Below are 24,136 nucleotides of genomic sequence, written 5' to 3'. Positions count from 1 at the left end.
CGAATTGCTAGAAAACTTCTTTCTCACACGTTGGGTATTTTTGCCAATTTTAAACAAGGTAAAAGTCAACGCGACTGGCTTCAACAAGCCAACGTTATAAGATGTTAAAGTCGAGCATCGCGTTATATTAGATTACAGATAAATGAATTAATTAATAATCAATATTCCACTCTGACTAAATTAACGGTTATAGTGGTCATCATGAACCAAGAACCTATCCCAATAGTTGTATATCCTTGCAAACAGAACTGCCTAATGGGATAAGGCTCTAAGAACATTGCAGAAACAATATTGCAGAATAACGATGTTACTAAAGGAGTTGCCATGACTTGGGAATATGCCCTGATCGGATTAATCATCGGTTTTATCGTCGGCGCGCTGGCTGTCCGCTTTGGCAGCTCAAAGCTACGCCAACAAAATGCCCTACAGGCTGAATTGGAGAAAAATCGGGCTGAATTGGAAGAATACCGCAAAGAGCTGGTCAGCCATTTCGCCCGTAGCGCTGAATTACTTGACAATATGGCACGCGATTACCGTCAGTTGTATCAGCACATGGCGAAAAGTTCCAATGAACTGATGCCCAACATGCCAGTACAGGATAATCCTTTCAATTATCGTCTAAGCGAATCCGAAACTGAGACAAATAAAGTGACTGCTAACACGCCTCCACGGGATTATTCTGAAGGTGCATCTGGCCTGTTCCGTCCGCTCCAAGATAAATAATTAATACACTTTGCCGTGGTAACAATCGCTACCACGGCTCCCTTTCGTGCCCTTCATCCAATGGAAAGATTTTTGTTTTTTATTTTTGATTTTTGATTTTTGATTCACGTAAATACCTGTAAAGAAACGCATTAAAACGACTTTATTAGTGAACTTTGCTGAATAATTGAGAGTCATAACAGCATTGAAACAATGATGCTTAAGGCCTATCTAATCCTCAGGAATAAGTGATTTCCAAGGTAGCAAAGCCTTGACAGGATAGATCTCTTAAGCACAATTTCCTTTTCTAGCTTAGGTATTAAGAGAACGTATTCATGAAAAGAAAAAATACATTGCTCAGCGCACTCGCTATTAGTATCGGACTATCTTTAGCTTCAGTTCCAATGGTAAGTAATGCAGCCCTACCTGCTGCTGCGGTCGCTCAAGAATCAGCCAGTCTCGCTCCCATGCTGGAAAAAGTGCTGCCTTCTGTTGTCACTGTTCATGTTTCAGGTACAGAAGTACAAAGCCAACAACTCCAGTTACCTGACGATTTCCAGTTCTTCTTCGGTCCTGCATTTCCTCCGCAAGAACCAAGAAAACGTCCATTCACGGGGTTAGGCTCTGGGGTAATTATTGATGCCAATAAAGGTTATGTATTGACCAATAGTCATGTCATTAATAATGCAAATAAAATACGCGTTCAATTAAATGATGGTCGTGAATACTCAGCAAAACTCCTTGGACGTGATCCACAAACCGACATTGCTCTTTTGCAATTGAAAGATGCCAAAAACCTGACTGCCATCAAGTTCGCTGACTCCGACCAACTGCGCGTCGGAGATTATGCTATTGCCATCGGTAACCCATTTGGCTTGGGGCAAACCGTCACATCCGGGATCATTTCTGCTCTTGGCCGCAGCGGCCTGAATCTGGAAGGTTTGGAAAACTTTATCCAGACCGATGCCCCTATTAACCGCGGTAACTCTGGTGGTGCATTGATTAATCTGAAAGGAGAACTGATCGGTATTAACACCGCCATCCTCGCACCAAGCGGTGGTAACGTCGGTATCGGTTTTGCCATCCCAAGTAATATGGCTAAGGCTCTTTCTGCCCAGCTTATTTCCCATGGAGAAATCAAACGCGGCATACTCGGTATCAAAGGAACCGAGATGACGGCAGACATCGCCAAAGCACTCAATGTTGAAGCACAACAAGGGACATTTGTCAGCGAAGTCCTGCCTAAATCGGCTGCGGCTAAAGCGGGTATCAAACCAGGGGATGTACTAATCTCCTTTGATGGCAAAAAAATTAATAGCTTTGCTGAGCTACGTGCGAAGGTTGGTACAACAGTTCCAGGTAAAGAAGTCACAATTGGTCTGCTGCGCAAAGGGAAGCCACTTGAAGTCACCGTTACACTGGATAACAGTGATGGAGAGCCAACGAAAGCAGAAAACTTGAGTATTGCCCTGCAAGGCGCAACCCTGAGTAATGCCGCCATAAAAAATACCCAAGGCATCAAAGTGGATTCGATTATTCCGAACTCACCTGCTGCAATATCGGGTTTGCAGAAGGATGACTTGATTGTTGGTGCCAATAATGTGCGTGTACGAAATATCAGTGAATTACGCAAGATCACTGAGGAGAAGCCGACCATTATCGCATTGAACGTCTTACGTGGTGACGATAATATTTATCTCTTACTGCGTAATTAATCTATACCCACGACAGACACAGTATAATACTGTGTCTGTCCGCTTCTATGCTATTCTTCTTTCAATCAATTACTACTCTGAATAATGTCATGCTGATCAAGTTATTACGCTCTATACTCATAGGCTTATTGATTGCCGCTATTTTGCTGGTCGCTATCCCCTCTCTGCGTCCTAGTGGCTTAAAAAATTTCCTGAGCGATAACAACAACAGCAGCGATACAGTATCCAGTTTCAGCAAAGCTGTCCGCCGGGCTGCTCCTGCGGTAGTCAATATTTACAGCAGCAGCATGGGCAGTTTTTCCCATGAAAGCCGGGAACTTCTTCCTTTAGGTTCCGGTGTCATTATGAGTGAACAAGGCTATATCCTCACTAATCGGCATGTTATCAATAAGGCAGCTTCCATTATTGTCGCCTTGCAAGATGGGCGCTTTTATGAAGCACTGTTAGTCGGCTCAGATAGCCCAACGGATCTGGCAGTTTTAAAAATCAACGCCACAAACCTGCCTGTGATCCCAATTAATCCTAAACGTGTGGCCCACGTAGGGGATATCGTGTTGGCTATCGGCAATCCGTACAATTTGGGACAAACCATCACACAAGGCATTATCAGTGCAACCGGGCGTGTCGGCCTTAGTCCAACGCGTCGCCAGAATTTCCTGCAAACAGATGCGTCAATTAACCAAGGCAACTCCGGTGGTGCTTTGGTCAATACGCTAGGAGAATTAGTTGGTATCAATACGTTAACGTTCGATAAGTCTGAGTTTGGTTCAACACCGGAAGGGCTGGGATTTGCCATTCCAACAAAACTGGCGACTACCATTATGCAGAAATTGATCCGTGATGGCCGAGTTATCAGGGGATATGTAGGCATCACCGCCAGAGAATTACCCTATATTCGCTCATCAGGCAGTAATATCAATCAAATTCAGGGGTTACGCGTTTTCCAGATCGCACCTAATGGTCCGGCTGAAAAAGCGGGGATCAAAGTGGGAGATATCATTACCAGCGTTAATCACCAGCCAGCCATCTCACCTGTGGAAACAATGGATAAAGTTGCGGAAATTCGTCCGGGCAGTGTTGTTCCTGTAACGGTGCTACGCGATGGAGCTTCCCTCACACTTAACGTCACAATCGATGAGTTTGATGGCTATTAATCTTTTCTCGCCAGCTATTTTCTCGTCCACTCACCCATAATGTGGGCAAGGTGGACGAGAAAGAATATTTAATTCCGTTTAGCCAGTTGTCTTAATGCGCTCAATATTTGCGCCAAGACCACGCAGCTTATCTTCAATATGTTCGTAACCACGGTCAATATGATAAATACGGTCTACGACTGTCGTTCCTTCGGCAATGCAACCAGCTAATACTAAACTCGCAGAAGCACGCAAATCAGTCGCCATAACCTGAGCACCAGATAGCTTTTCAACACCATGACACAACACTGTATTACTCTCAATTTCAGCCCGTGCGCCCATACGAATCAACTCAGGGATATGCATGAAGCGATTTTCAAAAATGGTTTCAGTGATCATACCTGCACCATCTGCAACCATATTCAATAGGCTAAATTGCGCCTGCATATCAGTTGGAAAGCCCGGATGAGGTGCCGTGCGGAATGTCACTGCTTTTGGCCGCTGACCATGCATATCAAGGCTAACCCAATCCTCTCCCACTTTGATATCCGCCCCAGCTTCACGCAACTTGGCTAAAACAGCATCTAAAGTATCAGGTTTCGCATGACGACAAACTACCTTACCACGTGAAACCGCCGCCGCGACCAAGAAGGTGCCAGTTTCGATACGATCAGGCAGTATACGATGAACACCACCACCCAAACGCTCAACTCCCTCAATCACAATGCGATCAGTACCTGCACCTTTGATTTTTGCTCCCAGCATATTGAGAAAATTAGCTGTATCTTCAATTTCAGGTTCACGCGCAGCGTTTTCAATGGTGGTTGTTCCTTCTGCCAATGTTGCCGCAGTCATGATCGTAACCGTTGCCCCAACACTGACTTTATCCATCACAATGCTGGCACCTTTCAAACGGCCATCCACAGTGGCTCTGACATATCCCTCATCCAGCACGATTTTCGCACCAAGCTGCTCCAGGCCAGAAATATGGAGATCAACAGGGCGAGCTCCAATAGCGCAGCCGCCTGGCAAAGAGACCTGCCCCTGACCGAAACGTGCCACCAACGGTCCCAATGCCCAGATGGACGCTCGCATGGTTTTAACCAGTTCATAAGGGGCACAATATTCATTGACTTCACTGGCATCAATAAAAACAGAACCATTACGTTCCACTTTTGTACCCAAACGATTAAGCAATTTGATCGTGGTATCAATATCTCTCAATTCAGGAACATTCTGTAATTCAACCGGTTCTTCTGCCAGTAACGCTGCGAACATAATTGGTAAGGCGGCATTTTTTGCCCCGGAAATAATCACCTCTCCCGACAGGCAGGTAGGCCCTTTCACGCGAAATTTATCCATCTGTCATGATTCTCTTATTTAATTCAAAGTGTGCTGTTCGCGGTGAGGCAAACAGCTTCAAAGTCCCTGAAGCTTACGGTCACGCTGCCATTGTGCCGGCGTATAGGCTTTGATTGACAACGCGTGAATGCGGTTATCAGCGATGTATTCCATCAAAGGAGCATAAACAGCCTGCTGTTGTTTAACCCGACTCAGGCCATCAAAAAATGCGCCAACAGCAATAACCTGAAAGTGGCTGCCGTCACCGCTGACGATAACTTCATCAAGTGCCAATTTTTCCATCAGCACTTTTTTGATTTCATTCGTATCCATAAATCTGCTCACACTCGTCGTTAGAAAATAGTGTCGTTAAATTAAAAAAATAATAGTAGATGCTTATCCTAATGGAATAAAGGCAACTCTTAAACCAAGAAAAACGCCCCTGTAAGTTGATAGCTTACAAGGGCGCTGATGATCAAAAAAAGGAATTACGTCTTCGGCTGGTTATCGTCAAGAAGGGCTTGCAGACCATACAACGTTATCAACGTACTCAGGCGTTCACCTACGCCTGAAAAAGTCAGTGTCCTGCCACGTTTCTGGCATTCCCCCTTTAATTGGACAAACAGGGCCAACCCCGTAGAATCCACACGGCTTAGTTGAGAGACATCAATATTGCCAATGTCCTCCAGAACGTGCTCTTTTTGTTGCCAAAGGGGTAACAAACTATCACGATCCAATGTGCCTTGCAGAAACAATGTATTACCGGCCTTTTCCCAGTTAACAGTTCCCTGATTGACATTTTCGTTAATCATCATATCGTTATCAAAAGTCGCTTTTTCCATATCACTTTTTCTTTTCTAAAGTGATTGGTGCTTTCGCGCTGATGGCTAACTGTTCAGTCAGGCCATCAATACCTTTCTGACGCAGGATATCCGCCCATTCGTTCTGCTTGGTCGTGATCATGCTCACACCTTCTGCGATCATATCGTAAGCTTGCCAATAACCTGTCTTACTGTTTTTACGCCATTGGAAATCTAAACGAACAGGCGGCTGTCCATTAGAATCGATGATCGTGACACGAATGGCCACTATCGTCTTATCACCCAACGGCTGTTCTGGTGCAATCTGATAAGCTTGTCCGTGATACATCGCCAAGGCCTGACCATATGCCTGCTCCAGATAGGATTCAAACGCCTTGAAATAAGCATCACGCTGCTCCGGTGTCGCTTGTTTGTAGTAAGGCCCCAGAACCAGTGCTCCTGCATATTTTATCTGCACATAAGGCAGTAATTCTTGACGCACAATCTGACGCAAGACTTCTGGATTGGCCTGAATCTGCGGTTGATCGTTCTTCAAACGGATAAACGTTTTTGCCGCTGCATCTTTCATCAATGCGTAGGGGTTGGTTTGATCTGTAGCGCTGGCCAATGGCGCAACCACCAGCAACGCAACCATAAGTAATCGCTTAAACATAAGTGTTATTTCTCCTAAGCAGTGGATTGCTGGTTAGTGTGCTTGTTCAGGTGCCGAAGCGGATTTTCCCTGACTTCCGCCACTACTCTTATACAAGAACTGACCAATCAAATCTTCAAGTACCATCGCAGGCTTGGTATCTTCAATACGATCGCCATCTTTCAACATGGCAGTGCCTAAATCAGGGTCATCAAACCCAATATTGAGAGAAATATATTGCTCTCCCAGTAACCCTGACGTTCGGATAGAAAGCGAACTGGTATTTGGAATATTGTCGTATTGCGTGAAAATATCCAATTCAACTTGTGGTGTATAGGTTTTGTGATCCAGCCAGATTTTCTCCACGCGGCCAACAACTACTCCGCCAACTTTCACCGGTGAACGTACTTTCAGGCCACCAATATTATCAAACGCGGCATATACACGATAAGTTGGCTGGCTGCCGAAAGATCGGATATCTGCAACTTTGAGGCATAAAAAAATGATTGCTGCCAACGCAATCAAGACAAAAATTCCCACCCAAATTTCATTTTTCTTGCTTCGCATCGACTTAGTTCCCAAACATCAGTGCTGTCAGCACAAAATCCAAACCCAATACCGCCAACGACGCATGAACTACTGTGCGCGTCGTTGCCCTGCTGATCCCTTCCGATGTTGGGATAGCGTCATAACCATTGAACAGTGCAATCCAAGTTACCGTAATAGCAAAAACGACACTCTTGAGAAAACAGTTGAGCAAATCTTTTTGCCATTCAACCGTAGATTGCATCGATGACCAGAAGAAGCCACCATCAATGCCTTTCCAATCAACACCCACTATTGCACCTCCCAAGATCCCCACAGCGACAAAGATTAGGGAGAGTAAGGGCATACTGATAAAACCAGCCCAAAAACGCGGGGCAATAACGCGGCGCAGCGGATCAACCGCCATCATTTCCAGACTGGAAATCTGTTCAGTGGCTTTCATCAAACCAATTTCTGCAGTCAAAGCTGAACCCGCTCGCCCGGCAAACAGTAGTGCAGTCACCACAGGCCCCAATTCACGCAGTAGTGATAACGCCACCATCATGCCAAGGCTGCCTTCCGCACTAAATGTGGTTAAAACCAAATAACCTTGCAAGGCCAACACCATACCAATAAACAGACCTGAAACCACAATGATCAGAAGAGATTGAACACCTACGCTATACAGTTGCTGACGCAATAGTGTCCATTGTTTGGCTGGCTCTGGCTTACCAATGATTGCAGTAAACAGCATAAAGCCCGCACGACCGAATGAAGCCGTAACCTCAATCGCACGCCGGCCCATTGCTGCTAATGCCCGTGTTAACATCAACATTCCATCATCCTAATAACTCAGTTTTGTAATCCCCAGCAGGGAAACGGAAAGGTACAGGCCCATCAGCAATACCATCAAGAAACTGCCGAACCCGTTGATCCTGATTCATTCTCAGTTGATCTGGAGTACCTTCTGCAATCACTTTCTTCTCAGCCACAATATAAGCATAATCGGCAATACTCAGTACTTCAGGCACATCGTGGGAAACCACGACACACGTAACACCAAGCGCATGATTCAGCTCATCGATCAGCTTCACCAAAACGCCCATCGTGATGGGATCTTGACCGACAAAAGGTTCATCAAACATGATCAAGTCGGGATCGAGTGCAATCGCCCTTGCTAATGCAGCTCGCCTTGCCATACCGCCAGAGAGTTCCGATGGCATCAAGTGCGCAGCGCCACGCAACCCTACCGCTTCCAGCTTCATCATCACGGTTGTGTGAATCAACGCTTCAGGCAGTTGGGTATGCTCACGCAGGGGAAAAGCCACATTGTCAAAAACATTCAGATCGGTGAACAAAGCACCTGACTGAAATAACATGCTCATTTTCTTACGGGCAGCATACAGACGTGGGCGGGATAATGCCGGAATATTATCGCCATCAAACCAAATTTCACCACGTTCAGGGCGAATTTGTCCCCCGATCAGACGCAGCAACGTGGTTTTTCCGATACCAGAAGGTCCCATAATGGCGGTAATTTTTCCTTTCGGAACGGTCAGATTAATATCAGCAAAAATCGGGCGTTGGCCCCGGGTGAAATGCATTCCACAGATCTCAATAAGATTTGCTGTTTGTTGACTCATTATTGATAGCCCCTAACCGTTAATAGAACTGTCTTCATGACTGTATTTAAATAATTAATAATGCATACTACAAAAAATTGCCCAATTTTGCGTTAGCAAAGTTGTGACAAATTTTACTTTTTATCGCTTGATCGTCAGAATGTATAAGTCTAGCTGAATAAACATTCCATGTTTAAAAATCAACCATTATTAGCATTATGCTCGGAATAAAACTTATTTAAGGGACACTCCATGTTTCTGACAATTGTACTGCTCATTACCGGGTTGATTTTACTGGTGTATGGTTCCGATAGATTAGTTTATGGTGCGGCCGTTTTTGCCCGTGCCATGAAAATTCCCCCTTTTATTGTCGGCCTGGTTATTATGGGAATAGGAACCTCGCTGCCAGAACTGATGGTCTCTGTCACAGCATTTTTAGACGGACAGCCAGACATGGCCATAGGCAATGCCATTGGCTCCAATATTACTAACCTGTTGCTCATTACGGGAGCTGCGGCTTTCATTCGGCCAATCAGGGTAAAATCAGAAATTTTGCGACAAGAAGTGCCCCTAATGTTGGCGATCACCGTATTTGCAGGGTATTTGCTGTCCAATGGATACCTGAGCCGGCTGGATGGTATTCTTTTAGTGCTTGCAGCCCTCTTCTTTATCTCTCTGATGATAAAGATGACCGCTTTCTCCCAACACAATAGGGTTGATAGCTATACCCAGGAACGAAATGCCGAATTGCCGGTCGAAGGCAACAAAGGAATTGCGCTTCTTTGGGTGGTTCTGGGGTTAATGATTCTTCCCATTTCTACCCGCATGGTGATTGATAATGCAACCGTTATTGCACGTATTTATGGTGTTAACGAACTGGTGATTGGCCTCACAATACTTGCCGTGGGAACCAGTTTGCCTGAGCTTGCCACCGCTATTGCTGCGGCCATAAAAGGTGAGAATGACATGGCAATGGGCAATATTGTTGGCTCAAACGTATTCAACGCCACCCTTGTTCTGGGTGTCCCTGCCATACTTTCCCCTAGTGCCTTTTCACCTCAAGCATTTTCCCGCGATTTTTGGGTCATGATGGCAGCGAGTATACTATTCACGGTATTTTGTCTGGGAAGAAAGCATCGATTGAACCGATTGAACGGCATCTTGCTACTGAGCTGTTTTATCACTTATTTTGTCGTACTTTTTGTTTCTAATTATTACGGTACTAAGTAATTGCCGATTGAATGGGAAAAGAGTGGGAAGTAAAAATGCCTAAAATCGATTTTCAGCAAGCAGGTAAGCAAGTATTACATATTGAACTTGAAGGGCTGGTTGGCCTGGAACAATACATTAATGACGATTTCAGCCAAGCCTGTGAACTAATGTTTAGTTGTGAAGGAAAAGTCATTGTGATGGGGATGGGTAAATCCGGTCATATTGGACGAAAAATCGCTGCGACATTTGCCAGCACCGGTACACCTTCGTTCTTTGTCCATCCTGGCGAAGCCAGCCATGGCGATCTCGGCATGGTAACAGCAAAAGACATCGTACTGGCGATTTCCAATTCCGGTGAATCAAATGAAATTCTGGCGTTAATTCCCGTACTCAAGCGACAAAAAGTCCCGCTCATCTGCATGACAAATAATCGCAACAGTAACATGGGCAAAGCCGCAGACATCCACTTGTGCATCAAAGTCCCACAGGAAGCCTGTCCATTGGGATTGGCCCCCACGACCAGCACCACCGCCACACTCGTCATGGGCGATGCATTAGCCCTTGCACTCTTGCAGGCCCGTGGCTTTACGGCTGAAGACTTCGCCCTTTCCCATCCTGGTGGAGCACTCGGACGCAAACTTCTGCTGCTGGTCAGTGATTTAATGACCACGGGTAATGACATTCCCCGTGTTCCCCGTACAGCGACTTTGCGTGAGGCTTTGGTGGAAATCACCCGCAAAAAATTGGGCATCACGGTTATTTGTGATGATAACATGCAGATCAGTGGTATCTTTACCGATGGCGATTTACGCCGTGTTTTCGACATGGGCATTGATTTAAACAATGCAAAAATCTCTGATGTCATGACTGCCGGTGGCATTCGTATTAAACCCAATGCACTGGCGGTTGATGCACTAAACCTGATGCAATCACGCCATATCACCTCACTATTGGTCACAGAAGGTGACAAATTACTTGGTGTACTACACATGCACGATCTTTTGCAGGCCGGTGTTGTGTAGACCGGTCTTCTATAAAGCAAGTAAACTGATACAAACAAGCATGATATAAATCTTAAGAGAATTTCTTAATGAGTCAAAAAGAGTACCTGGACACCTGTTATGGCCCAGTTAATCAAGTAATTATCGAAAAAGCCCGCCAAATCCGTTTGTTGATTTGTGATGTTGATGGCGTGATGTCTGATGGGCTTATCTACATGGGCAATGAAGGCGAAGAGCTGAAAGCCTTTAACGTTCGTGATGGTTATGGCATCCGTTGTTTAATCACCTCCGATATTGAGGTTGCCATCATCACTGGCCGCAAAGCAAAACTGCTGGAAAATCGGGCAGAAACCCTAGGTATTACACATCTTTACCAAGGACAAAACGATAAGGTTTTGGCGTATAAGGAACTGTTGGATAAACTAGCGTTGCAGCCAGAGCAAGTCGCCTATATTGGTGATGACCTTATTGACTGGCCTGTCATGGCACAAGTTGGATTATCTGTTGCAGTTGCTGATGCCCATCCTTTACTGTTGCCAAAAGCAGATTATGTGACTCAGATTGCCGGCGGTCGCGGTGCAGTCAGGGAACTTTGTGATTTGGTACTCTTCGCTCAGAATAAGCTCGAAGATGCCAAAGGATTATCCATATAAATTAAAATTGAAAAAAAGAATGAGCAAAATTCAATCCTGGCTGATCGCAATACTGGCACTGATCGCGCTTGCGCTGATTGGCTGGAATTTCTCGAATGTAAATGATAATACCTCATCAGCCATTGTGGATGATGGTTATCCGACTTATCAAACACAGGAAGCTATTACTTTTGTCTATGATCCGGAAGGTAAGCTGACTTACAAGCTGGTCGCTGACGATGTTAAAAACTATACGGAAACCAAGTTGACCTGGTTTACCAACCCCGTATTGATAACATTTGCCCCCAATGGCACCCCTGGCACCCCGATAGCAACATGGACAGTACGCGCCAACAAGGCCAAAATGACCCAAGATAAGATGCTCTATCTGTACGGGGATGTCCAAGTGGATAGCCTGAACGATGCGTCACAATTGCAGCGGATCACAACAGACAATGCGATCGTCAATCTGACAACCCAAGATGTCGCATCCGATGACCGAGTCACTCTTATTGGTGTCGGTCTGAAATCTGTTGGCATGAAAATGCGTGGCAATCTGCGAAACAAAACTGCTGAACTGATTGAAAAGGTGACCACTCAATATGAGATTCCACATGAACAACCTAATCCGTAATTCCATTATTGCCGGTACTCTTTTTGCCGTCAGCCTACCCGTACTGGCCTTAAAAGATGATACAAAAAAGCCCATTACCATCGATTCAGCAAGACAGTCGCTGGATTTAACGGGAAACATTGCCACATTTACGGATAATGTTAGCGTAAAACAAGGCTCGATCGACATTCATGCAGATAAGGTCGTTGTTACCCGCCCGGAAGGAAATTCTGACAAGACAGTTATTGAAGCATTCGGTAATCCTGCCACTTTTTACCAATTGCAAGATGATGGTAAGCCCATCAAAGGTCATGCATCAAAGATGCGCTATGAGATGGATAAAGAGCTGGTCACCCTGACAGGGAACGCCTATCTTGAACAGCTAGACAGTAATATCAAAGGCGATAAAATCACTTATCTCGTACCGACACAACAAATGGAAGCCTTTAGCGATAAAGGTAAACATGTCACTACCGTCTTGTTACCTGCCCAGCTACAAGAAAAAGGCCCAGGTGTTAACGGCGCTGACGCTCAGAAAAAGGGTAAATAACGACTGATGGCAATACTAAACGCAGAAAATCTGGCAAAAGCCTATAAAGGCCGTAAGGTCGTTGAGAACGTCAGCCTAAACGTGAAATCAGGGGAGATTGTTGGTTTACTTGGTCCCAATGGAGCAGGTAAAACCACTACTTTCTATATGGTGGTTGGCATTGTTCCACGTGATGCTGGTTCTATCACCATTGATGAAGAAGATATCAGCCTGCTGCCCCTGCATGAGCGTGCACGCCGTGGGATAGGTTACTTGCCTCAGGAAGCTTCTATCTTCCGTCGTTTGAGTGTATTCGACAATTTGATGGCGGTACTGGAGATTCGCAAAGACCTGACTCAAGAGCAGAGAAAAGCGCGTGCAGAAGAATTGATGGAAGAATTTCACATCGCTCACCTGCGTGATAACCTTGGGCAATCACTTTCCGGTGGTGAACGCCGTCGGGTGGAGATTGCCCGTGCATTGGCAGCCAATCCCAAATTCATTCTGTTAGATGAACCTTTTGCCGGTGTTGACCCCATTTCCGTACTGGATATTAAAAAGATCATTCAACATCTGCGGGATTACGGATTAGGAGTACTGATTACTGACCACAATGTGCGTGAAACACTGGATGTCTGTGAACGTGCCTACATCGTCAGCCAGGGTCATTTGATTGCCCACGGTACTCCGAATGACATCCTGAATAACGAGCAGGTCAAACGCGTCTATTTGGGTGAAGGTTTCCGCCTTTAACTTTTATCCTTCTGTCAGGCGCGATTCAAGGAACTATTCAAGCTAGGTTAAGGAGAAAGTGGTAACGCTATGAAGCAAAGTTTGCAACTCAGGCTCAGTCAGCAATTGACGATGACGCCACAACTCCAACAGGCCATCCGTTTGTTGCAACTATCTACGCTTGAGCTTCAGCAGGAGATTCAGCAAGCTTTGGAAACCAATCCGCTGCTTGAACAGGATGACCTGCATCAGGAAGTGGAGAATCAGGCACTTTCTGATACCAACACTGAAGTCATGGATACCCGTGAAGCACTTGAGCAGAGGGATATGCCTGAAGAGCTACCGTTAGATGCCAGTTGGGATGACATTTACACCGCTGGCACGCCTTCAGGAACTCACAGTGACTATAGCGCTGACGATTTCCCCATATATCAGGGAGAAACCACCCAAACTTTGCAAGACTATCTCATGTGGCAGGCAGGATTAACGCCATTTACCGAAACGGACGCTGCCATTGCCACTTCAATCATTGACGCCATTGATGACACCGGATATCTGACCATTTCTATCGAAGAGATCCTTGCCAGTATTGGTGATGATGAACTGACGTTGGCAGAAGTCGAAACCGTCCTCAAACGCATACAACATTTTGACCCAATCGGCGTTGCTGCCCGTGACTTACGCGAATGCTTGCTTATTCAGCTTTCCATGCTGCCGCCAGAGACACCTTATCTGAAGGATGCCAGACTTATTGTCAGCAACTATCTGGAACTACTGGGTAACCGAGACTTCCGTAATTTATTACGTCAGAGCAAATTAAAAGAGAGTACCCTGAAGGGGGCAATTGATATCATCCAATCACTGGAACCAAAACCTGGCCTGGTAGTCAATACGGGTGAATCCGAATATGTTGTTCCAGATGTCTTGGTACAGAGAGAAAATGGAAGCTGGCAAGTCAGGCTAAATACCGATAGTATCCCCCGTCTGCGCATCAACCAACACTACGCAGCACTGGGACAACGGGCCAACAATGAGAGTGACAGCCTGTTTATACGCAACAACTTGCAAGAGGCTAAATGGCTGCTCAAGAGCCTCGAAAGCCGTAATGAAACATTACTAAAAGTCGCCTGCTGTATTGTTGAACGGCAACAAGATTTTTTTGAATATGGTGAGGAACACATGAAACCACTGGTATTGGCTGATATCGCCTATCAGATTGACATGCATGAGTCCACCATTTCCCGCGTGACGACCCAGAAATACCTGTATAGCCCACGAGGGATCTTTGAACTTAAATATTTTTTCTCCAGTCACGTCAACACCGACAGTGGTGGTGAAGCCTCTTCTACCGCGATACGTGCCCTGGTGAAAAAACTGGTCGCGGCAGAAAATCCGGTCAAGCCACTGAGTGACAGTAAATTGACCAGCATACTTACTGCGCAAGGTATTCAAGTGGCTCGCCGGACTGTCGCAAAATATAGAGAGTCGTTATCCATCCCGCCTTCAAACCAACGTAAAAAATTGGTTTGAACAACACAGAGAAGGAAAACACTATGCAACTCAAAACCATGCAACTCAATGTTACAGGCCACAATATTGAAATCACCGATGCACTTCGCAACGTTGTGAACACCAAATGCGGCAAATTGAATCAATATTTCGATAAAATTAACCTCATTCAGGTCATCCTTCGAGTAGAAAAGGTGCAACGGATCGCCGAAGCTACAGTGTATGTTAATGGAGGTGAGTTGCATGCAACCTCAGAACATGAAGACATGTATGCGGCAATTGATGTACTGGTAGATAAGCTAGCGCGTCAATTGACCAAACACAAAAGTAAATTGAGACAACATTAATCGCTTTTAGGCAACGGGGCTGTCATAAAATTATCACTGTTCTATCTATAACACCGTCTATAACGCCCTATAGTGCTATGTACTTAGTGCGATCTGTAGATCGGTTTTAGAGCGCAGTGCATTAATACCGGATGCCTCATCAGGCATCTGGTATAACAAGGCCCTAAGTGAATAAAGAAATGAACAACGAAACAGATTTACCACTAAGCTCTGTGCTTTCACCCGCATGTACACGCAACAACGTACTTTGTTCGAGTAAAAAGCGCGCCTTAGAGATTATCAGTGAGCTGGCATCAAAACAGCTTGAAGTGCCGGAAAATACCGTATTTGAGGCTATTCTTTCGCGCGAAAAAGTAGGCACAACAGGAATTGGCAACGGGATTGCGATCCCTCACGGCAAATTGGATAAAGAGCGTTCGGATAATGCCGTTGGGGTATTTTTACACCTGGAACAACCCATTACCTTTGACGCCATCGATAATCAACCTGTTGACTTGCTGTTTGCTTTATTGGTGCCATCAGACCAGTGTCAAACCCATTTACACTCACTATCATTGATTGCAAAGCGCCTTGCAGATAAAAATCTCTGCCGTCGCCTGCGCTCAGCGCAGAGTGATGAAGAACTCTATAAAATTATTACTGAATAAATAGCGATTATAATTATAAACATTTAGGGGGAGTCACCTCATGGTGCTGATGATAGTCAGTGGTCGTTCAGGTTCTGGGAAATCCGTTGCTTTGCGTGCACTGGAAGATATGGGCTTCTATTGCGTGGATAACCTGCCCGTTGTGTTACTGCCAGAATTGGCAAACACACTGGCCGAACGTGATATCTCGGCTGCGGTTAGCATTGATGTCAGAAACATGCCGGAGTCGCCAGAAATTTTTGAAGCAGCGCTAACGCAATTGCCTGACAGTTTTTCACCACAGTTACTGTTTCTTGATGCGGATCGTAATACTCTGATCCGCCGCTACAGTGACACGCGCCGTCTGCATCCACTCTCCAGCAAGAACCTGTCACTGGAAAGTGCCATTGACCAAGAAAGCGATTTACTTGAACCCCTGCGCTCACGCGCTGACTTGATCATTGATACATCTGAAATGTCCGTTCATGAACTGGCGGAAATGCTCAGGACACGTCTATTAGGCAAACGGGAGCGAGAATTGACTATGGTGTTTGAATCCTTTGGATTCAAACATGGTATTCCTATCGACGCAGACTATGTTTTCGATGTGCGTTTCCTACCAAATCCGCATTGGGATCCGAAATTACGCCCAATGACCGGTTTGGATCGCCCTGTGGCAGCATTTTTGGATCGCCATACAGAAGTTCATAATTTTATTTATCAGACGCGTAGCTATCTTGAGCTTTGGCTACCCATGCTGGAAACCAATAACCGCAGCTATCTGACGGTCGCTATTGGTTGCACAGGCGGTAAACACCGCTCAGTCTATGTGGCAGAACAGTTGGCTGATTATTTTCGTTCCCGTGGCAAGAATGTGCAATCACGCCACCGCACACTGGAAAAACGTAAATAATATGAATAACACAAGCCATGACAGTCAGACAAAGACTTGAAATTAAAAATCGGCTCGGAATGCATGCCCGGCCTGCGATGAAACTGCATGATCTGGTACAACAGTTTCAATCAGAAGTGATTCTGCGTAACAGCAGTAACTTACAGGCCGAGGCCCGCAGCGTCATTGCCATGCTGATGCTGGACTCTGAACAAGGCAGCCATATTGACGTTGAAGTCAACGGACCGGATGAACAGCAAGCGCTGGCGGCCATTATCGAACTCTTCAATGCAGGATTTGACGAAGAGTAACACGTTCCTTCTAAAGATATTGTCTCGAATGGCTTCTTATTGTGGACAATAACTCCCACCTAACCAAAAATCTAACGACGCAACAGACGGATTTAACTTGAATCCTGATTTATTTCTTGATACAGAGCAGACAATTAGAGAGCGCTTCGGTGTGGTGTGCCATTGAACCTATTTTCAAGGTAAACGCAAAATCAGTGATTAAAACTAACTAAAGATAAAAAATCATTAATATAATCTGCTCATTAAACATTCACAATGCGTAAAAATAAAATATTATAATCATTAACTTAGTTAATTAATCTAACTATTTATAAATAGTGTGATACAGATAATAAATGTTAGCTTTCAATAAGTTAACCATGTGAAATTAAATTCAAAAAAACTTATTATTAAAACGCAATTATATGCGGAACAGTATACATACAGTCCCTACACTGGAGATTTACTTCATGCGTTTTAATAAAACTACACTGGCAATTTTTCTTGGTTTGAGTTTGTTTCAAGGTGTTGCCCAAGCAGCACCTGTGCTCTCTTTAGATAACACTCATGCAGAAAGCATCGCCGCAACCAATAACGCTTGGGTTGAAATCAATACCACGACTTTCGAAAATAATATTCACACCCTGCAAAAAAAACTGAATAAAGGCACCAAAATGTGTGCGATTTTGAAAGGCGATGCTTACGGTCATGGCATCGACCTGCTGATGCCATCCATCATCAAAACTGATGTGCCTTGTGTAGGTGTTACCAGTAATGAAGAAGCCCGCCTCGTGCGTGAAAGCGGCTTTAAAGGACAACTGATACGTGTCCGTACAGCTGACATCACTGAAATCGAAAGCACACTGGGCTATGACATGGAAGAGATAATCGGCGATCTAGATCATGCCCAAGCCATCAATACGCTGGCAAAAAAACACGGTAAAGAAATTCGTGTCCACCTGATGCTGAACACAGGTCTTATGAGCCGCAATGGATTGGAAATGAAGACTGAGCAGGGCAAACAAGACGCTCTGAAAATTACCCAGTTGCCTGACCTGAAACTGGTCGGCATGATGAGTCACCATGCATTCACTAATATGGATGCCATCCGTGACAGCATTAAGAACTTCAAAGAACAAACTTCTTGGTTGATCAAAACGGCAAATCTGAACAGAGACGAAATCACTCTGCACGCATCAAGCTCTTTTGCCTCACTTAGCATTCCTGAAGCCCAATTCGACATGGCTCGCGTTGGCAGTGCGCTGTACGGCATCCTGACCACCAGCCACCCAGAATTCAAGCCATTGATTCAAATGAAAACTCGTGTTGCTTCTGTTAAAACATATCCTAAAGGTAATGGAGTCGGTTATGACAACACCTATATTCTGAAACGCGATTCCAAGCTCGCTAACTTGCCAGTAGGTTTCTCTGATGGCTTTAGCTCTGCCATGTCAAACAAAGCTTATGTCCTGATCAACGGTCACCGTGTACCCGTTGTCGGTAGCGTTTCTATGAACACCGTGATGGTCGATGTGACTGATTTACCAGAAGTAAAAAGTGGCGATGAAGTGGTCATTTTCGGTAAACAAGGTAACGACGAAATCACCCAGTCTGATATTCAGAAATGGGGGGGAATGCATGTTGTTGAGCTTTCTTCCATTTGGGGTGAAACCAACCCACGTATCGTAACCACCGGCTTATAATTTGCGGTTCAAATGATAGCAGACTGTTCTTTTCCTCCATTGTGGATAAGCCTTGTTTCATTAGCAAGGCAAAACAGTTCGTGATCATGATCTCTTTATTTTCGCGGCAGAACAGCCTAATATCATTTCAATTACTTTGAAAATAACACCCCCCTCCTTGCGATGTGGGGTGTTATTTTGTATTGAGCTTAATTTGGAGTGTGGTATGAAAAAACCTAAAATCATTATCAATGAATTAGATGCTGAACGTTTAGATTCTCTGTTGGAACAACCTGCTTTTGCTAATACCAGTATCGCAGATGCCTTGAATGAAGAGCTGGATAGAGCCGAAATAGTGGCTCCGGTAGATATCCCAGCCGATGTTGTCACCATGAACAGTGAAGTTCGTTTTATTGATCTGGGCAGTGATGAAGAGCGTGTTCGTACACTGGTCTACCCTGCTGCCCTGCAAGACAGCACCAAACATCTGTCCGTCATGGCGCCTTTGGGTGCTGCTCTTCTGGGTTTACGGGTGAATGATGAAATAACATGGAAGTTGCCAAACGGTGAAACAACCCGAATAAAAGTATTAGAAATACTTTATCAGCCAGAAGCCGCAGGCGAATATCACCGTTAATTTCCAGCCAGCTCAGTGACATTGAACTGGCTGCTGTTAATTGAGTATCCCTACTGACCGGCGATACTCATTTCCGGCAACAACACCGAACCGCACTGAATATTGCTACGTGTTTCGATATCATTACCAATTGTCACCATATTTGCCCACATATCTTTCAAATTGCCCGCGATAGTGATCTCACTGACAGGATATTGGATCTCGCCATTCTCAACCCAAAAGCCGGATGCGCCGCGAGAATAATCACCGGTCACCGCGCTAACGCCCTGCCCCATCAACTCAGTGACGATCAGGCCAGTGCCCATTTCACGCAACAAGCCAGCAAAGTCCAGGCCTTGGCCTGCAATACGCCAGTTATGAATTCCACCGGCATGACCCGTGTTCACCATTCCCAACTTACGGGCAGAATAGGAAGTCAGCAACCAAGTCTGCAAAACACCATCTTTAACAATATCACGTGTTGTTGTACGCACACCTTCACTGTCAAATGGCGTTGAAGCCAACCCACGCAATAAATGCGGCTGTTCTTCAATCGTCAGCCATGAAGGCAAGATCGGTTTGCCCAGGCTATCCAACAAGAAAGAAGATTTACGATAAATGCTGCTACCGCTGATCGCGCCAACCAAATGACCGAACAACCCCGTCGCCACCTCTGCAGCAAAGATAACCGGCGCTTTCATGGTTGATAATTTACGCGCGCCCAGACGAGAAAGCGTCCGGCGAGCACACTCCTGCCCTACCCACTCAGGCGATTTCAACTCGTCTAAATGGCGGCTCACGGTATAGGCATAATCGCGTTCCATGTTGCCATCTTGCTCGGCAATCACACAGCTTGACATAGAATGACGGCTGGAGCAGTAGCTTTGCAGCATCCCATGACTATTACCAAATACCCGAATACCATAATGGCTGTTGAAACTACCGCCTTCAGTATTAGTAATACGCTCATCTGCCTGCAATGACGCTTGTTCAGCGCGGGCTGCCAATTCAATGGCCTTATCCGCATCCAGATCAGCGGGATGGAAAAGATCCAACTCAGGAGCTTCAAATGCTAATAACGCTTTATCGGCCGGGCCGGCATAAGGATCAGGCGAAGTATAACGCGCAATATCAATAGCGGCCTGCACAGTACAGGCAATCGCCTCAGGGCTGAGATCCGTTGAAGAAGCGCTGCCTTTGCGCTGTTGGTGATAAACTGTGATCCCCAATGCACCATCGCTATTAAACTCAACATTTTCGACTTCACTAAAACGGGTGCTGACGCTAATCCCCGTGGTCTTATTGACCGCAACTTCCGCAGCATCACAACCGGCTTTTGCTAATTCCAGCGCATGGGCAACCGCATCTTCCAGCAGCTTACGCTGCTCCGCGATTTGTTGATTGGTAACTATCATTAATTAACCATAATCCAATGAATTAAAAAGAGAATTCGTCATAAAAAATGCCCGCTTCCGGCTTATGGCACGAATGCCGAGTGGTAATCAGGCAATTTTCCCAGTTACAATACACAATATTAGGATGTTAACACCCACCGGACGATAGGTCATGCTCCAAAACGTACCTTATCCGGCCTTTTTAGAAGGAAAACAATTATGGCAAAGCAGCCTGAAGATTGGCTCGACAATTATCCTGCTGAAGAGGAAGAAGAAGAAGAGATAATCTGGGTCAGTAAAAGTGAAATCAAGCGGGATGCTGAAATCCTGAAAAAGTTGGGAACGGAACTGGTTGAACTGAGTAAAAGCCAACTGGAGCGAATTCCACTGGATGAAGATTTGCGGGCAGCTATTGAGTTGGCCCAGAAAATCAAACGTGAAGGACGTCGCCGTCAATTGCAGCTCATTGGCAAACTGTTGCGTGCCCGCGATCCTGAGCCAATCACCACTGCGTTGGATAAACTGAAAAACCGTCACAACCAGCAAGTCGTTGTTTTACACAAGCTGGAAGAACTGCGTGACAAATTGCTTGAAAATGATGATGCCTTTGAAGAAGTCATCGCACTGTATCCACATACTGATCGCCAGCAACTTCGCTCATTGGTTCGTAATGCGAAAAAGGAGAAGGCAACTAACAAGCCACCTAAATCCTACCGTCAAATTTTCCAATATTTGAAAGAGTTATCGGAATCCGCTTAGTCCATCTTCACCGCCATTTCGTCAAGAATTGGCGGTATATTTCCTTCCATCCCCTTATCTTCGTGACATTAACTGAATTAAGTTAACAAATTTGATAAAATGTTATAAAGCAGAAGCGCTATTATCTAAAGCTGATGCCCTAATATTGATCCGTGAAAGAACTTTGATTGATGAGAAATTTTTGTCTAAAACACCCAATTTAAAACTCATCAGTCAGACAGGAAAGGTGGCTTACAATATCGATCTGGAATTGTGCAAACAACGGGGCATCGCTGTTGTTGAAGGTAGTGGCTCACCCATTGCCGCAGCAGAATTAACCTGGCTGTTAATTCAAAGTGCTATACGCCGGTTTGTGCCGTCTGTAGAAATGATGAAAAAAGGTCACTGGCAAACTGAATGGCGATATGGGATACCAATCACCCTTTGTTAAAACGAAATAACGTACTTTGCAGCCCACATATCGGTTATGTTACTAAAAGCTGTTATGGCATTTATTTCGAAAGTTCATTTAAAAACATTGAGCGATATTTTTCTGGCGATAAGAGCCATGTGATTAATACATGTGATTAAGAAGTAAAAAACCGCCTGCATCATCGCAAGCGGCTTAAGAATACCAACAGAAGAGAAAACTCAATCTAACACATTAAACCGCAATTCCCCTTCCAGCTCCTCTTCGGCTTCTTCTAACAACAATATTAATGCCGCAAAGAACGTCCTTTTTTGCGGGGTTAAGTGGATAAAATTAATCTCAACGGGTAACTGAATATAGCCAGTCACTGCATCCCACAGTGCGTCTAAGTTGGCACCAAAATCATCGCCAAGATCGAAGCGCTGTTCGAATTCATCATAGAAAGCGCTCAAATCAGGGAGTTGGTTAAAGTCGAATTCCACCTTTTTCATGTCATTACTCCAGTCGGGTAAAACTGTTGTAGTGATCAACCGTCAGATAAATAAGGCCATCATTAGAATAAAGCAACCTGTCACTTCCTCTGTGCCCACACCGATAATTTACATCCGCTTCAAACCAGTGGCGGCCGGATTTTGTCGGTAATTCATTCTCACGGTTGGAAAATTTATCACCACCAATCGCCCTGCCCGGCAATACTTCACATAAATTACCTGCACGAGCGTTCCAGCCAAGGCGACGGGCCTGTTTCTTCGTAATGTAATAGTCTGGCAATGTGTGATGCTGGCGCAGGTAGTCCGCAACACGGTTTTGTTCAGTCAGAACATCAATCTGTTCTTTCTCTGAGTTGGCAAAGGCGGTATATATGACAGCCAGAGCCAATAGTACCGCCGCCAGGATGCTCTTTTTCATGATGACCTCAAGCTATGTGTTCTATTGCTCAAGAAATTATCAGGCTGTTCCACCTACGGTCAGGTTATCCAGTTTCAAAGTTGGTTGCCCAACACCCACTGGTACACTTTGGCCTTCCTTACCGCAGACACCCACACCTTTGTCGAGAGCCAAATCATTTCCAACCATTGAAATTTGCTGCATGGCTTCAATACCAGAACCAATCAAGGTCGCACCTTTTACTGGCTTGGTGATTTTGCCGTTTTCAATCAAATAGGCTTCCGAGGTTGAGAAAACAAATTTACCCGATGTGATATCTACCTGACCGCCCCCGAAATTGGGTGCATACAGCCCGCGATCCACACTGGCGATAATTTCTTCTGGTGTAGAATTTCCCGCCAGCATGTAAGTATTGGTCATACGTGGCATTGGCAAATGTGCATAGGACTCACGGCGACCGTTGCCCGTCGGAGCCACACCCATCAAGCGAGCGTTGAGTTTATCCTGCATGTAGCCTTTCAAAATGCCATTTTCGATAAGCACATTGTATTGCCCCGGAACACCTTCATCATCAATAGCCAGTGAACCACGACGCCCTTCAAGTGTGCCGTCATCCACTACGGTACAAAGCGCTGAAGCCACTTTTTGCCCAACCTGTCCAGAGAAAACAGAAGTCCCACGGCGGTTAAAGTCTCCTTCCAGACCGTGTCCCACCGCTTCATGTAGTAGAACCCCCGGCCATCCAGCACCCAATACGACAGGCATAGTGCCCGCAGGCGCTGCAACCGCTGACAAGTTGATCAGTGCCATGCGAACCGCTTCACGAGCAAACTGCTCTGCCAGAATCTGACCATCTTCGGTACGCAGGAAATATTCGTAACCATAACGCGCTCCACCACCACTGCCGCCACGCTCACGCTTACCATCTTCTTCCACCAATACACTGACAGAAAGGCGTACCAATGGGCGAATGTCTGCTGCCAATGTACCGTCTGTCGCCGCCACCAGCACTTGTTCATAGACACCTGTCAGGCTGGCATTCACTTCTTGTACACGGGGATCTTCCGCCCGTGCAATTTGATCAACACGATGCAACAAAGCAATTTTTTCTTCCCGACTCATGCTCTGCAAAGGATCAGCTGCCGGATAAAGTGCCTTATGCGTCACAGCACCTAACGTATGCGAGATACCATTACCCGCTTCCCGTACGATACTGCGCGCAGCCTGAGCGCTTTGCTGTAACGCATTCAATGTGATTTGATCTGCATAAGCAAAACCTGTTTTTTCTCCACTGATCGCGCGAACTCCCACACCTTGATCGATATTATAGGAGCCATCTTTGATGATGCGGTCTTCCAATACCCATGTTTCATGATAACTGGCTTGGAAATAGAGATCGGCATAGTCCAGACGACGCTCCGACAATTGACCCAGTACCGAAAATAAGTCTTGATGATTCAAATTATTCGCAGCCAGTAAATGTTCACTGACATAAGTTAAACTCATATTGATTAC

29 protein-coding genes are annotated in these 24,136 nt (G+C 45.4%); 18 read left to right on the top strand and 11 right to left on the bottom strand.

Annotated features, from left to right (window positions below):
* The first annotated feature begins 324 nt into the window (after positions 1 to 324).
* From zapG to degS, 3 genes are all read left to right on the top strand, one after another.
* The gene (gene zapG, locus Xets_RS06065) at positions 325 to 723 is read left to right on the top strand and encodes a Z-ring associated protein ZapG (protein ID WP_099130822.1); all 399 of its coding nucleotides are present in this window, start codon (positions 325 to 327) and stop codon (positions 721 to 723) included.
* A 314-nt stretch (positions 724 to 1,037) separates the two neighbouring features.
* Positions 1,038 to 2,417 (top strand): Do family serine endopeptidase, encoded by a 1,380-nt coding sequence (locus Xets_RS06060; RefSeq protein ID WP_099130823.1) that lies wholly within the window; start codon positions 1,038 to 1,040, stop codon positions 2,415 to 2,417.
* A gap of 89 nt (positions 2,418 to 2,506) precedes the next feature.
* On the top strand, positions 2,507 to 3,571 hold the full coding sequence (degS, locus tag Xets_RS06055; RefSeq protein ID WP_187651336.1) for an outer membrane-stress sensor serine endopeptidase DegS: 1,065 nt from the start codon (positions 2,507 to 2,509) through the stop codon (positions 3,569 to 3,571).
* A 78-nt stretch (positions 3,572 to 3,649) separates the two neighbouring features.
* On the opposite strand, the gene murA is transcribed toward degS, so the two are convergent.
* From murA to mlaF, 7 genes are all read right to left on the bottom strand, one after another.
* A complete protein-coding gene (gene murA / locus Xets_RS06050; RefSeq protein ID WP_099130825.1) occupies positions 3,650 to 4,912 on the bottom strand; it encodes a UDP-N-acetylglucosamine 1-carboxyvinyltransferase in 1,263 nt (420 codons plus the stop codon).
* 57 nt (positions 4,913 to 4,969) lie between these two features.
* Positions 4,970 to 5,224: a BolA family iron metabolism protein IbaG gene (gene ibaG / locus Xets_RS06045; protein ID WP_074020576.1), complete on the bottom strand. Its 255-nt coding sequence runs from the start codon at positions 5,222 to 5,224 to the stop codon at positions 4,970 to 4,972.
* 155 nt (positions 5,225 to 5,379) lie between these two features.
* A complete protein-coding gene (mlaB, locus tag Xets_RS06040; protein WP_187651335.1) occupies positions 5,380 to 5,733 on the bottom strand; it encodes a lipid asymmetry maintenance protein MlaB in 354 nt (117 codons plus the stop codon).
* A 1-nt stretch (position 5,734) separates the two neighbouring features.
* Positions 5,735 to 6,364, bottom strand: a complete 630-nt coding sequence (mlaC, locus tag Xets_RS06035) for a phospholipid-binding protein MlaC (protein WP_187651334.1) — start codon at positions 6,362 to 6,364, stop codon at positions 5,735 to 5,737.
* Positions 6,365 to 6,397: 33 nt separating this feature from the next.
* Positions 6,398 to 6,910, bottom strand: a complete 513-nt coding sequence (gene mlaD, locus Xets_RS06030) for an outer membrane lipid asymmetry maintenance protein MlaD (protein WP_099130828.1) — start codon at positions 6,908 to 6,910, stop codon at positions 6,398 to 6,400.
* A gap of 4 nt (positions 6,911 to 6,914) precedes the next feature.
* Positions 6,915 to 7,697, bottom strand: coding sequence for a lipid asymmetry maintenance ABC transporter permease subunit MlaE (gene mlaE, locus Xets_RS06025; protein ID WP_099130962.1), 783 nt, complete (start codon positions 7,695 to 7,697; stop codon positions 6,915 to 6,917).
* A 10-nt stretch (positions 7,698 to 7,707) separates the two neighbouring features.
* The gene (gene mlaF, locus Xets_RS06020) at positions 7,708 to 8,511 is read right to left on the bottom strand and encodes a phospholipid ABC transporter ATP-binding protein MlaF (protein WP_099130829.1); all 804 of its coding nucleotides are present in this window, start codon (positions 8,509 to 8,511) and stop codon (positions 7,708 to 7,710) included.
* A gap of 231 nt (positions 8,512 to 8,742) precedes the next feature.
* Between mlaF and Xets_RS06015 the strand changes: the two genes are divergently transcribed.
* The 13 genes from Xets_RS06015 (at position 8,743) to rnk (ending at position 19,192) form a co-directional block, all read left to right on the top strand.
* Complete coding sequence (locus Xets_RS06015; protein ID WP_187651333.1) at positions 8,743 to 9,720, top strand: calcium/sodium antiporter; 978 nt, start codon at positions 8,743 to 8,745, stop codon at positions 9,718 to 9,720.
* Between the two features lie 35 nt (positions 9,721 to 9,755).
* Positions 9,756 to 10,724, top strand: coding sequence for an arabinose-5-phosphate isomerase KdsD (kdsD, locus tag Xets_RS06010; protein ID WP_099130831.1), 969 nt, complete (start codon positions 9,756 to 9,758; stop codon positions 10,722 to 10,724).
* Between the two features lie 68 nt (positions 10,725 to 10,792).
* Complete coding sequence (gene kdsC / locus Xets_RS06005) at positions 10,793 to 11,356, top strand: 3-deoxy-manno-octulosonate-8-phosphatase KdsC (protein ID WP_099130832.1); 564 nt, start codon at positions 10,793 to 10,795, stop codon at positions 11,354 to 11,356.
* Positions 11,357 to 11,375: 19 nt separating this feature from the next.
* Entirely contained in the window at positions 11,376 to 11,969 is a 594-nt protein-coding gene (lptC, locus tag Xets_RS06000) for an LPS export ABC transporter periplasmic protein LptC (protein WP_187651332.1), read from the top strand.
* Complete coding sequence (gene lptA / locus Xets_RS05995; protein WP_099130833.1) at positions 11,950 to 12,498, top strand: lipopolysaccharide ABC transporter substrate-binding protein LptA; 549 nt, start codon at positions 11,950 to 11,952, stop codon at positions 12,496 to 12,498. Before lptC ends, lptA begins: the two co-directional genes overlap by 20 nt.
* A 6-nt stretch (positions 12,499 to 12,504) precedes the next feature.
* Positions 12,505 to 13,230 (top strand): LPS export ABC transporter ATP-binding protein, encoded by a 726-nt coding sequence (lptB, locus tag Xets_RS05990; RefSeq protein WP_099130834.1) that lies wholly within the window; start codon positions 12,505 to 12,507, stop codon positions 13,228 to 13,230.
* A 69-nt stretch (positions 13,231 to 13,299) separates the two neighbouring features.
* Positions 13,300 to 14,739: an RNA polymerase factor sigma-54 gene (rpoN, locus tag Xets_RS05985; protein WP_099130835.1), complete on the top strand. Its 1,440-nt coding sequence runs from the start codon at positions 13,300 to 13,302 to the stop codon at positions 14,737 to 14,739.
* Positions 14,740 to 14,777: 38 nt separating this feature from the next.
* Positions 14,778 to 15,065 (top strand): ribosome hibernation promoting factor, encoded by a 288-nt coding sequence (hpf, locus tag Xets_RS05980; protein ID WP_099130964.1) that lies wholly within the window; start codon positions 14,778 to 14,780, stop codon positions 15,063 to 15,065.
* Positions 15,066 to 15,244: 179 nt separating this feature from the next.
* Entirely contained in the window at positions 15,245 to 15,712 is a 468-nt protein-coding gene (gene ptsN / locus Xets_RS05975) for a PTS IIA-like nitrogen regulatory protein PtsN (protein WP_187651331.1), read from the top strand.
* A gap of 40 nt (positions 15,713 to 15,752) precedes the next feature.
* Entirely contained in the window at positions 15,753 to 16,604 is an 852-nt protein-coding gene (gene rapZ / locus Xets_RS05970; protein ID WP_099130837.1) for an RNase adapter RapZ, read from the top strand.
* 17 nt (positions 16,605 to 16,621) lie between these two features.
* Complete coding sequence (npr, locus tag Xets_RS05965; protein ID WP_074020590.1) at positions 16,622 to 16,894, top strand: PTS phosphocarrier protein NPr; 273 nt, start codon at positions 16,622 to 16,624, stop codon at positions 16,892 to 16,894.
* Positions 16,895 to 17,343: 449 nt separating this feature from the next.
* Positions 17,344 to 18,576, top strand: coding sequence for an alanine racemase (alr, locus tag Xets_RS05960; protein ID WP_099130838.1), 1,233 nt, complete (start codon positions 17,344 to 17,346; stop codon positions 18,574 to 18,576).
* Between the two features lie 205 nt (positions 18,577 to 18,781).
* Complete coding sequence (rnk, locus tag Xets_RS05955) at positions 18,782 to 19,192, top strand: nucleoside diphosphate kinase regulator (protein ID WP_187651330.1); 411 nt, start codon at positions 18,782 to 18,784, stop codon at positions 19,190 to 19,192.
* 50 nt (positions 19,193 to 19,242) lie between these two features.
* On the opposite strand, the gene pmbA is transcribed toward rnk, so the two are convergent.
* Entirely contained in the window at positions 19,243 to 20,586 is a 1,344-nt protein-coding gene (gene pmbA / locus Xets_RS05950) for a metalloprotease PmbA (protein WP_187651329.1), read from the bottom strand.
* Between the two features lie 198 nt (positions 20,587 to 20,784).
* Here pmbA and yjgA point away from each other — a divergent pair, with 198 nt between their 5' ends.
* A complete protein-coding gene (gene yjgA, locus Xets_RS05945) occupies positions 20,785 to 21,324 on the top strand; it encodes a ribosome biogenesis factor YjgA (protein ID WP_187651328.1) in 540 nt (179 codons plus the stop codon).
* A gap of 91 nt (positions 21,325 to 21,415) precedes the next feature.
* Positions 21,416 to 21,754, top strand: a complete 339-nt coding sequence (locus Xets_RS23660; protein WP_370588208.1) for a hypothetical protein — start codon at positions 21,416 to 21,418, stop codon at positions 21,752 to 21,754.
* Between the two features lie 200 nt (positions 21,755 to 21,954).
* Here Xets_RS23660 and Xets_RS05935 read toward each other — a convergent pair whose 3' ends face one another.
* From Xets_RS05935 to tldD, 3 genes are read right to left on the bottom strand one after another with little or no spacing between them, the layout of a single operon-like run.
* Positions 21,955 to 22,224: a barstar family protein gene (locus Xets_RS05935; RefSeq protein WP_099130842.1), complete on the bottom strand. Its 270-nt coding sequence runs from the start codon at positions 22,222 to 22,224 to the stop codon at positions 21,955 to 21,957.
* 4 nt (positions 22,225 to 22,228) lie between these two features.
* Positions 22,229 to 22,642 carry a ribonuclease domain-containing protein gene (locus tag Xets_RS05930; RefSeq protein ID WP_099130843.1) on the bottom strand — a complete coding sequence of 138 codons (414 nt, stop codon included), beginning with the start codon at positions 22,640 to 22,642 and terminating at the stop codon, positions 22,229 to 22,231.
* A gap of 39 nt (positions 22,643 to 22,681) precedes the next feature.
* Positions 22,682 to 24,127: a metalloprotease TldD gene (gene tldD / locus Xets_RS05925; RefSeq protein ID WP_187651327.1), complete on the bottom strand. Its 1,446-nt coding sequence runs from the start codon at positions 24,125 to 24,127 to the stop codon at positions 22,682 to 22,684.
* Positions 24,128 to 24,136 lie beyond the last annotated feature (9 nt).

Origin of the sequence: Xenorhabdus sp. TS4 (genome assembly GCF_014467265.1) — a bacterium.
GTDB classification, from domain to species: Bacteria; Pseudomonadota; Gammaproteobacteria; order Enterobacterales; family Enterobacteriaceae; genus Xenorhabdus; species Xenorhabdus ehlersii.
Note: the sequence above shows the minus strand (reverse complement) of the source record. Positions and strands in the feature narration are given on the sequence as shown.

Excerpts from the sequence above, each read along its gene's own strand:
- zapG (WP_099130822.1), top strand. The coding sequence starts at position 325 with ATGACTTGGGAATATGCCCTGATCGGATTAATCATCGGTTTTATCGTC.
- Xets_RS06060 (WP_099130823.1), top strand. The coding sequence starts at position 1,038 with ATGAAAAGAAAAAATACATTGCTCAGCGCACTCGCTATTAGTATCGGA.
- degS (WP_187651336.1), top strand. The coding sequence starts at position 2,507 with ATGCTGATCAAGTTATTACGCTCTATACTCATAGGCTTATTGATTGCC.
- murA (WP_099130825.1), bottom strand. The coding sequence starts at position 4,912 with ATGGATAAATTTCGCGTGAAAGGGCCTACCTGCCTGTCGGGAGAGGTG.
- ibaG (WP_074020576.1), bottom strand. The coding sequence starts at position 5,224 with ATGGATACGAATGAAATCAAAAAAGTGCTGATGGAAAAATTGGCACTT.
- mlaB (WP_187651335.1), bottom strand. The coding sequence starts at position 5,733 with ATGGAAAAAGCGACTTTTGATAACGATATGATGATTAACGAAAATGTC.
- mlaC (WP_187651334.1), bottom strand. The coding sequence starts at position 6,364 with ATGTTTAAGCGATTACTTATGGTTGCGTTGCTGGTGGTTGCGCCATTG.
- mlaD (WP_099130828.1), bottom strand. The coding sequence starts at position 6,910 with ATGCGAAGCAAGAAAAATGAAATTTGGGTGGGAATTTTTGTCTTGATT.
- mlaE (WP_099130962.1), bottom strand. The coding sequence starts at position 7,697 with ATGTTAACACGGGCATTAGCAGCAATGGGCCGGCGTGCGATTGAGGTT.
- mlaF (WP_099130829.1), bottom strand. The coding sequence starts at position 8,511 with ATGAGTCAACAAACAGCAAATCTTATTGAGATCTGTGGAATGCATTTC.
- Xets_RS06015 (WP_187651333.1), top strand. The coding sequence starts at position 8,743 with ATGTTTCTGACAATTGTACTGCTCATTACCGGGTTGATTTTACTGGTG.
- kdsD (WP_099130831.1), top strand. The coding sequence starts at position 9,756 with ATGCCTAAAATCGATTTTCAGCAAGCAGGTAAGCAAGTATTACATATT.
- kdsC (WP_099130832.1), top strand. The coding sequence starts at position 10,793 with ATGAGTCAAAAAGAGTACCTGGACACCTGTTATGGCCCAGTTAATCAA.
- lptC (WP_187651332.1), top strand. The coding sequence starts at position 11,376 with ATGAGCAAAATTCAATCCTGGCTGATCGCAATACTGGCACTGATCGCG.
- lptA (WP_099130833.1), top strand. The coding sequence starts at position 11,950 with ATGAACAACCTAATCCGTAATTCCATTATTGCCGGTACTCTTTTTGCC.
- lptB (WP_099130834.1), top strand. The coding sequence starts at position 12,505 with ATGGCAATACTAAACGCAGAAAATCTGGCAAAAGCCTATAAAGGCCGT.
- rpoN (WP_099130835.1), top strand. The coding sequence starts at position 13,300 with ATGAAGCAAAGTTTGCAACTCAGGCTCAGTCAGCAATTGACGATGACG.
- hpf (WP_099130964.1), top strand. The coding sequence starts at position 14,778 with ATGCAACTCAATGTTACAGGCCACAATATTGAAATCACCGATGCACTT.
- ptsN (WP_187651331.1), top strand. The coding sequence starts at position 15,245 with ATGAACAACGAAACAGATTTACCACTAAGCTCTGTGCTTTCACCCGCA.
- rapZ (WP_099130837.1), top strand. The coding sequence starts at position 15,753 with ATGGTGCTGATGATAGTCAGTGGTCGTTCAGGTTCTGGGAAATCCGTT.
- npr (WP_074020590.1), top strand. The coding sequence starts at position 16,622 with ATGACAGTCAGACAAAGACTTGAAATTAAAAATCGGCTCGGAATGCAT.
- alr (WP_099130838.1), top strand. The coding sequence starts at position 17,344 with ATGCGTTTTAATAAAACTACACTGGCAATTTTTCTTGGTTTGAGTTTG.
- rnk (WP_187651330.1), top strand. The coding sequence starts at position 18,782 with ATGAAAAAACCTAAAATCATTATCAATGAATTAGATGCTGAACGTTTA.
- pmbA (WP_187651329.1), bottom strand. The coding sequence starts at position 20,586 with ATGATAGTTACCAATCAACAAATCGCGGAGCAGCGTAAGCTGCTGGAA.
- yjgA (WP_187651328.1), top strand. The coding sequence starts at position 20,785 with ATGGCAAAGCAGCCTGAAGATTGGCTCGACAATTATCCTGCTGAAGAG.
- Xets_RS05935 (WP_099130842.1), bottom strand. The coding sequence starts at position 22,224 with ATGAAAAAGGTGGAATTCGACTTTAACCAACTCCCTGATTTGAGCGCT.
- Xets_RS05930 (WP_099130843.1), bottom strand. The coding sequence starts at position 22,642 with ATGAAAAAGAGCATCCTGGCGGCGGTACTATTGGCTCTGGCTGTCATA.
- tldD (WP_187651327.1), bottom strand. The coding sequence starts at position 24,127 with ATGAGTTTAACTTATGTCAGTGAACATTTACTGGCTGCGAATAATTTG.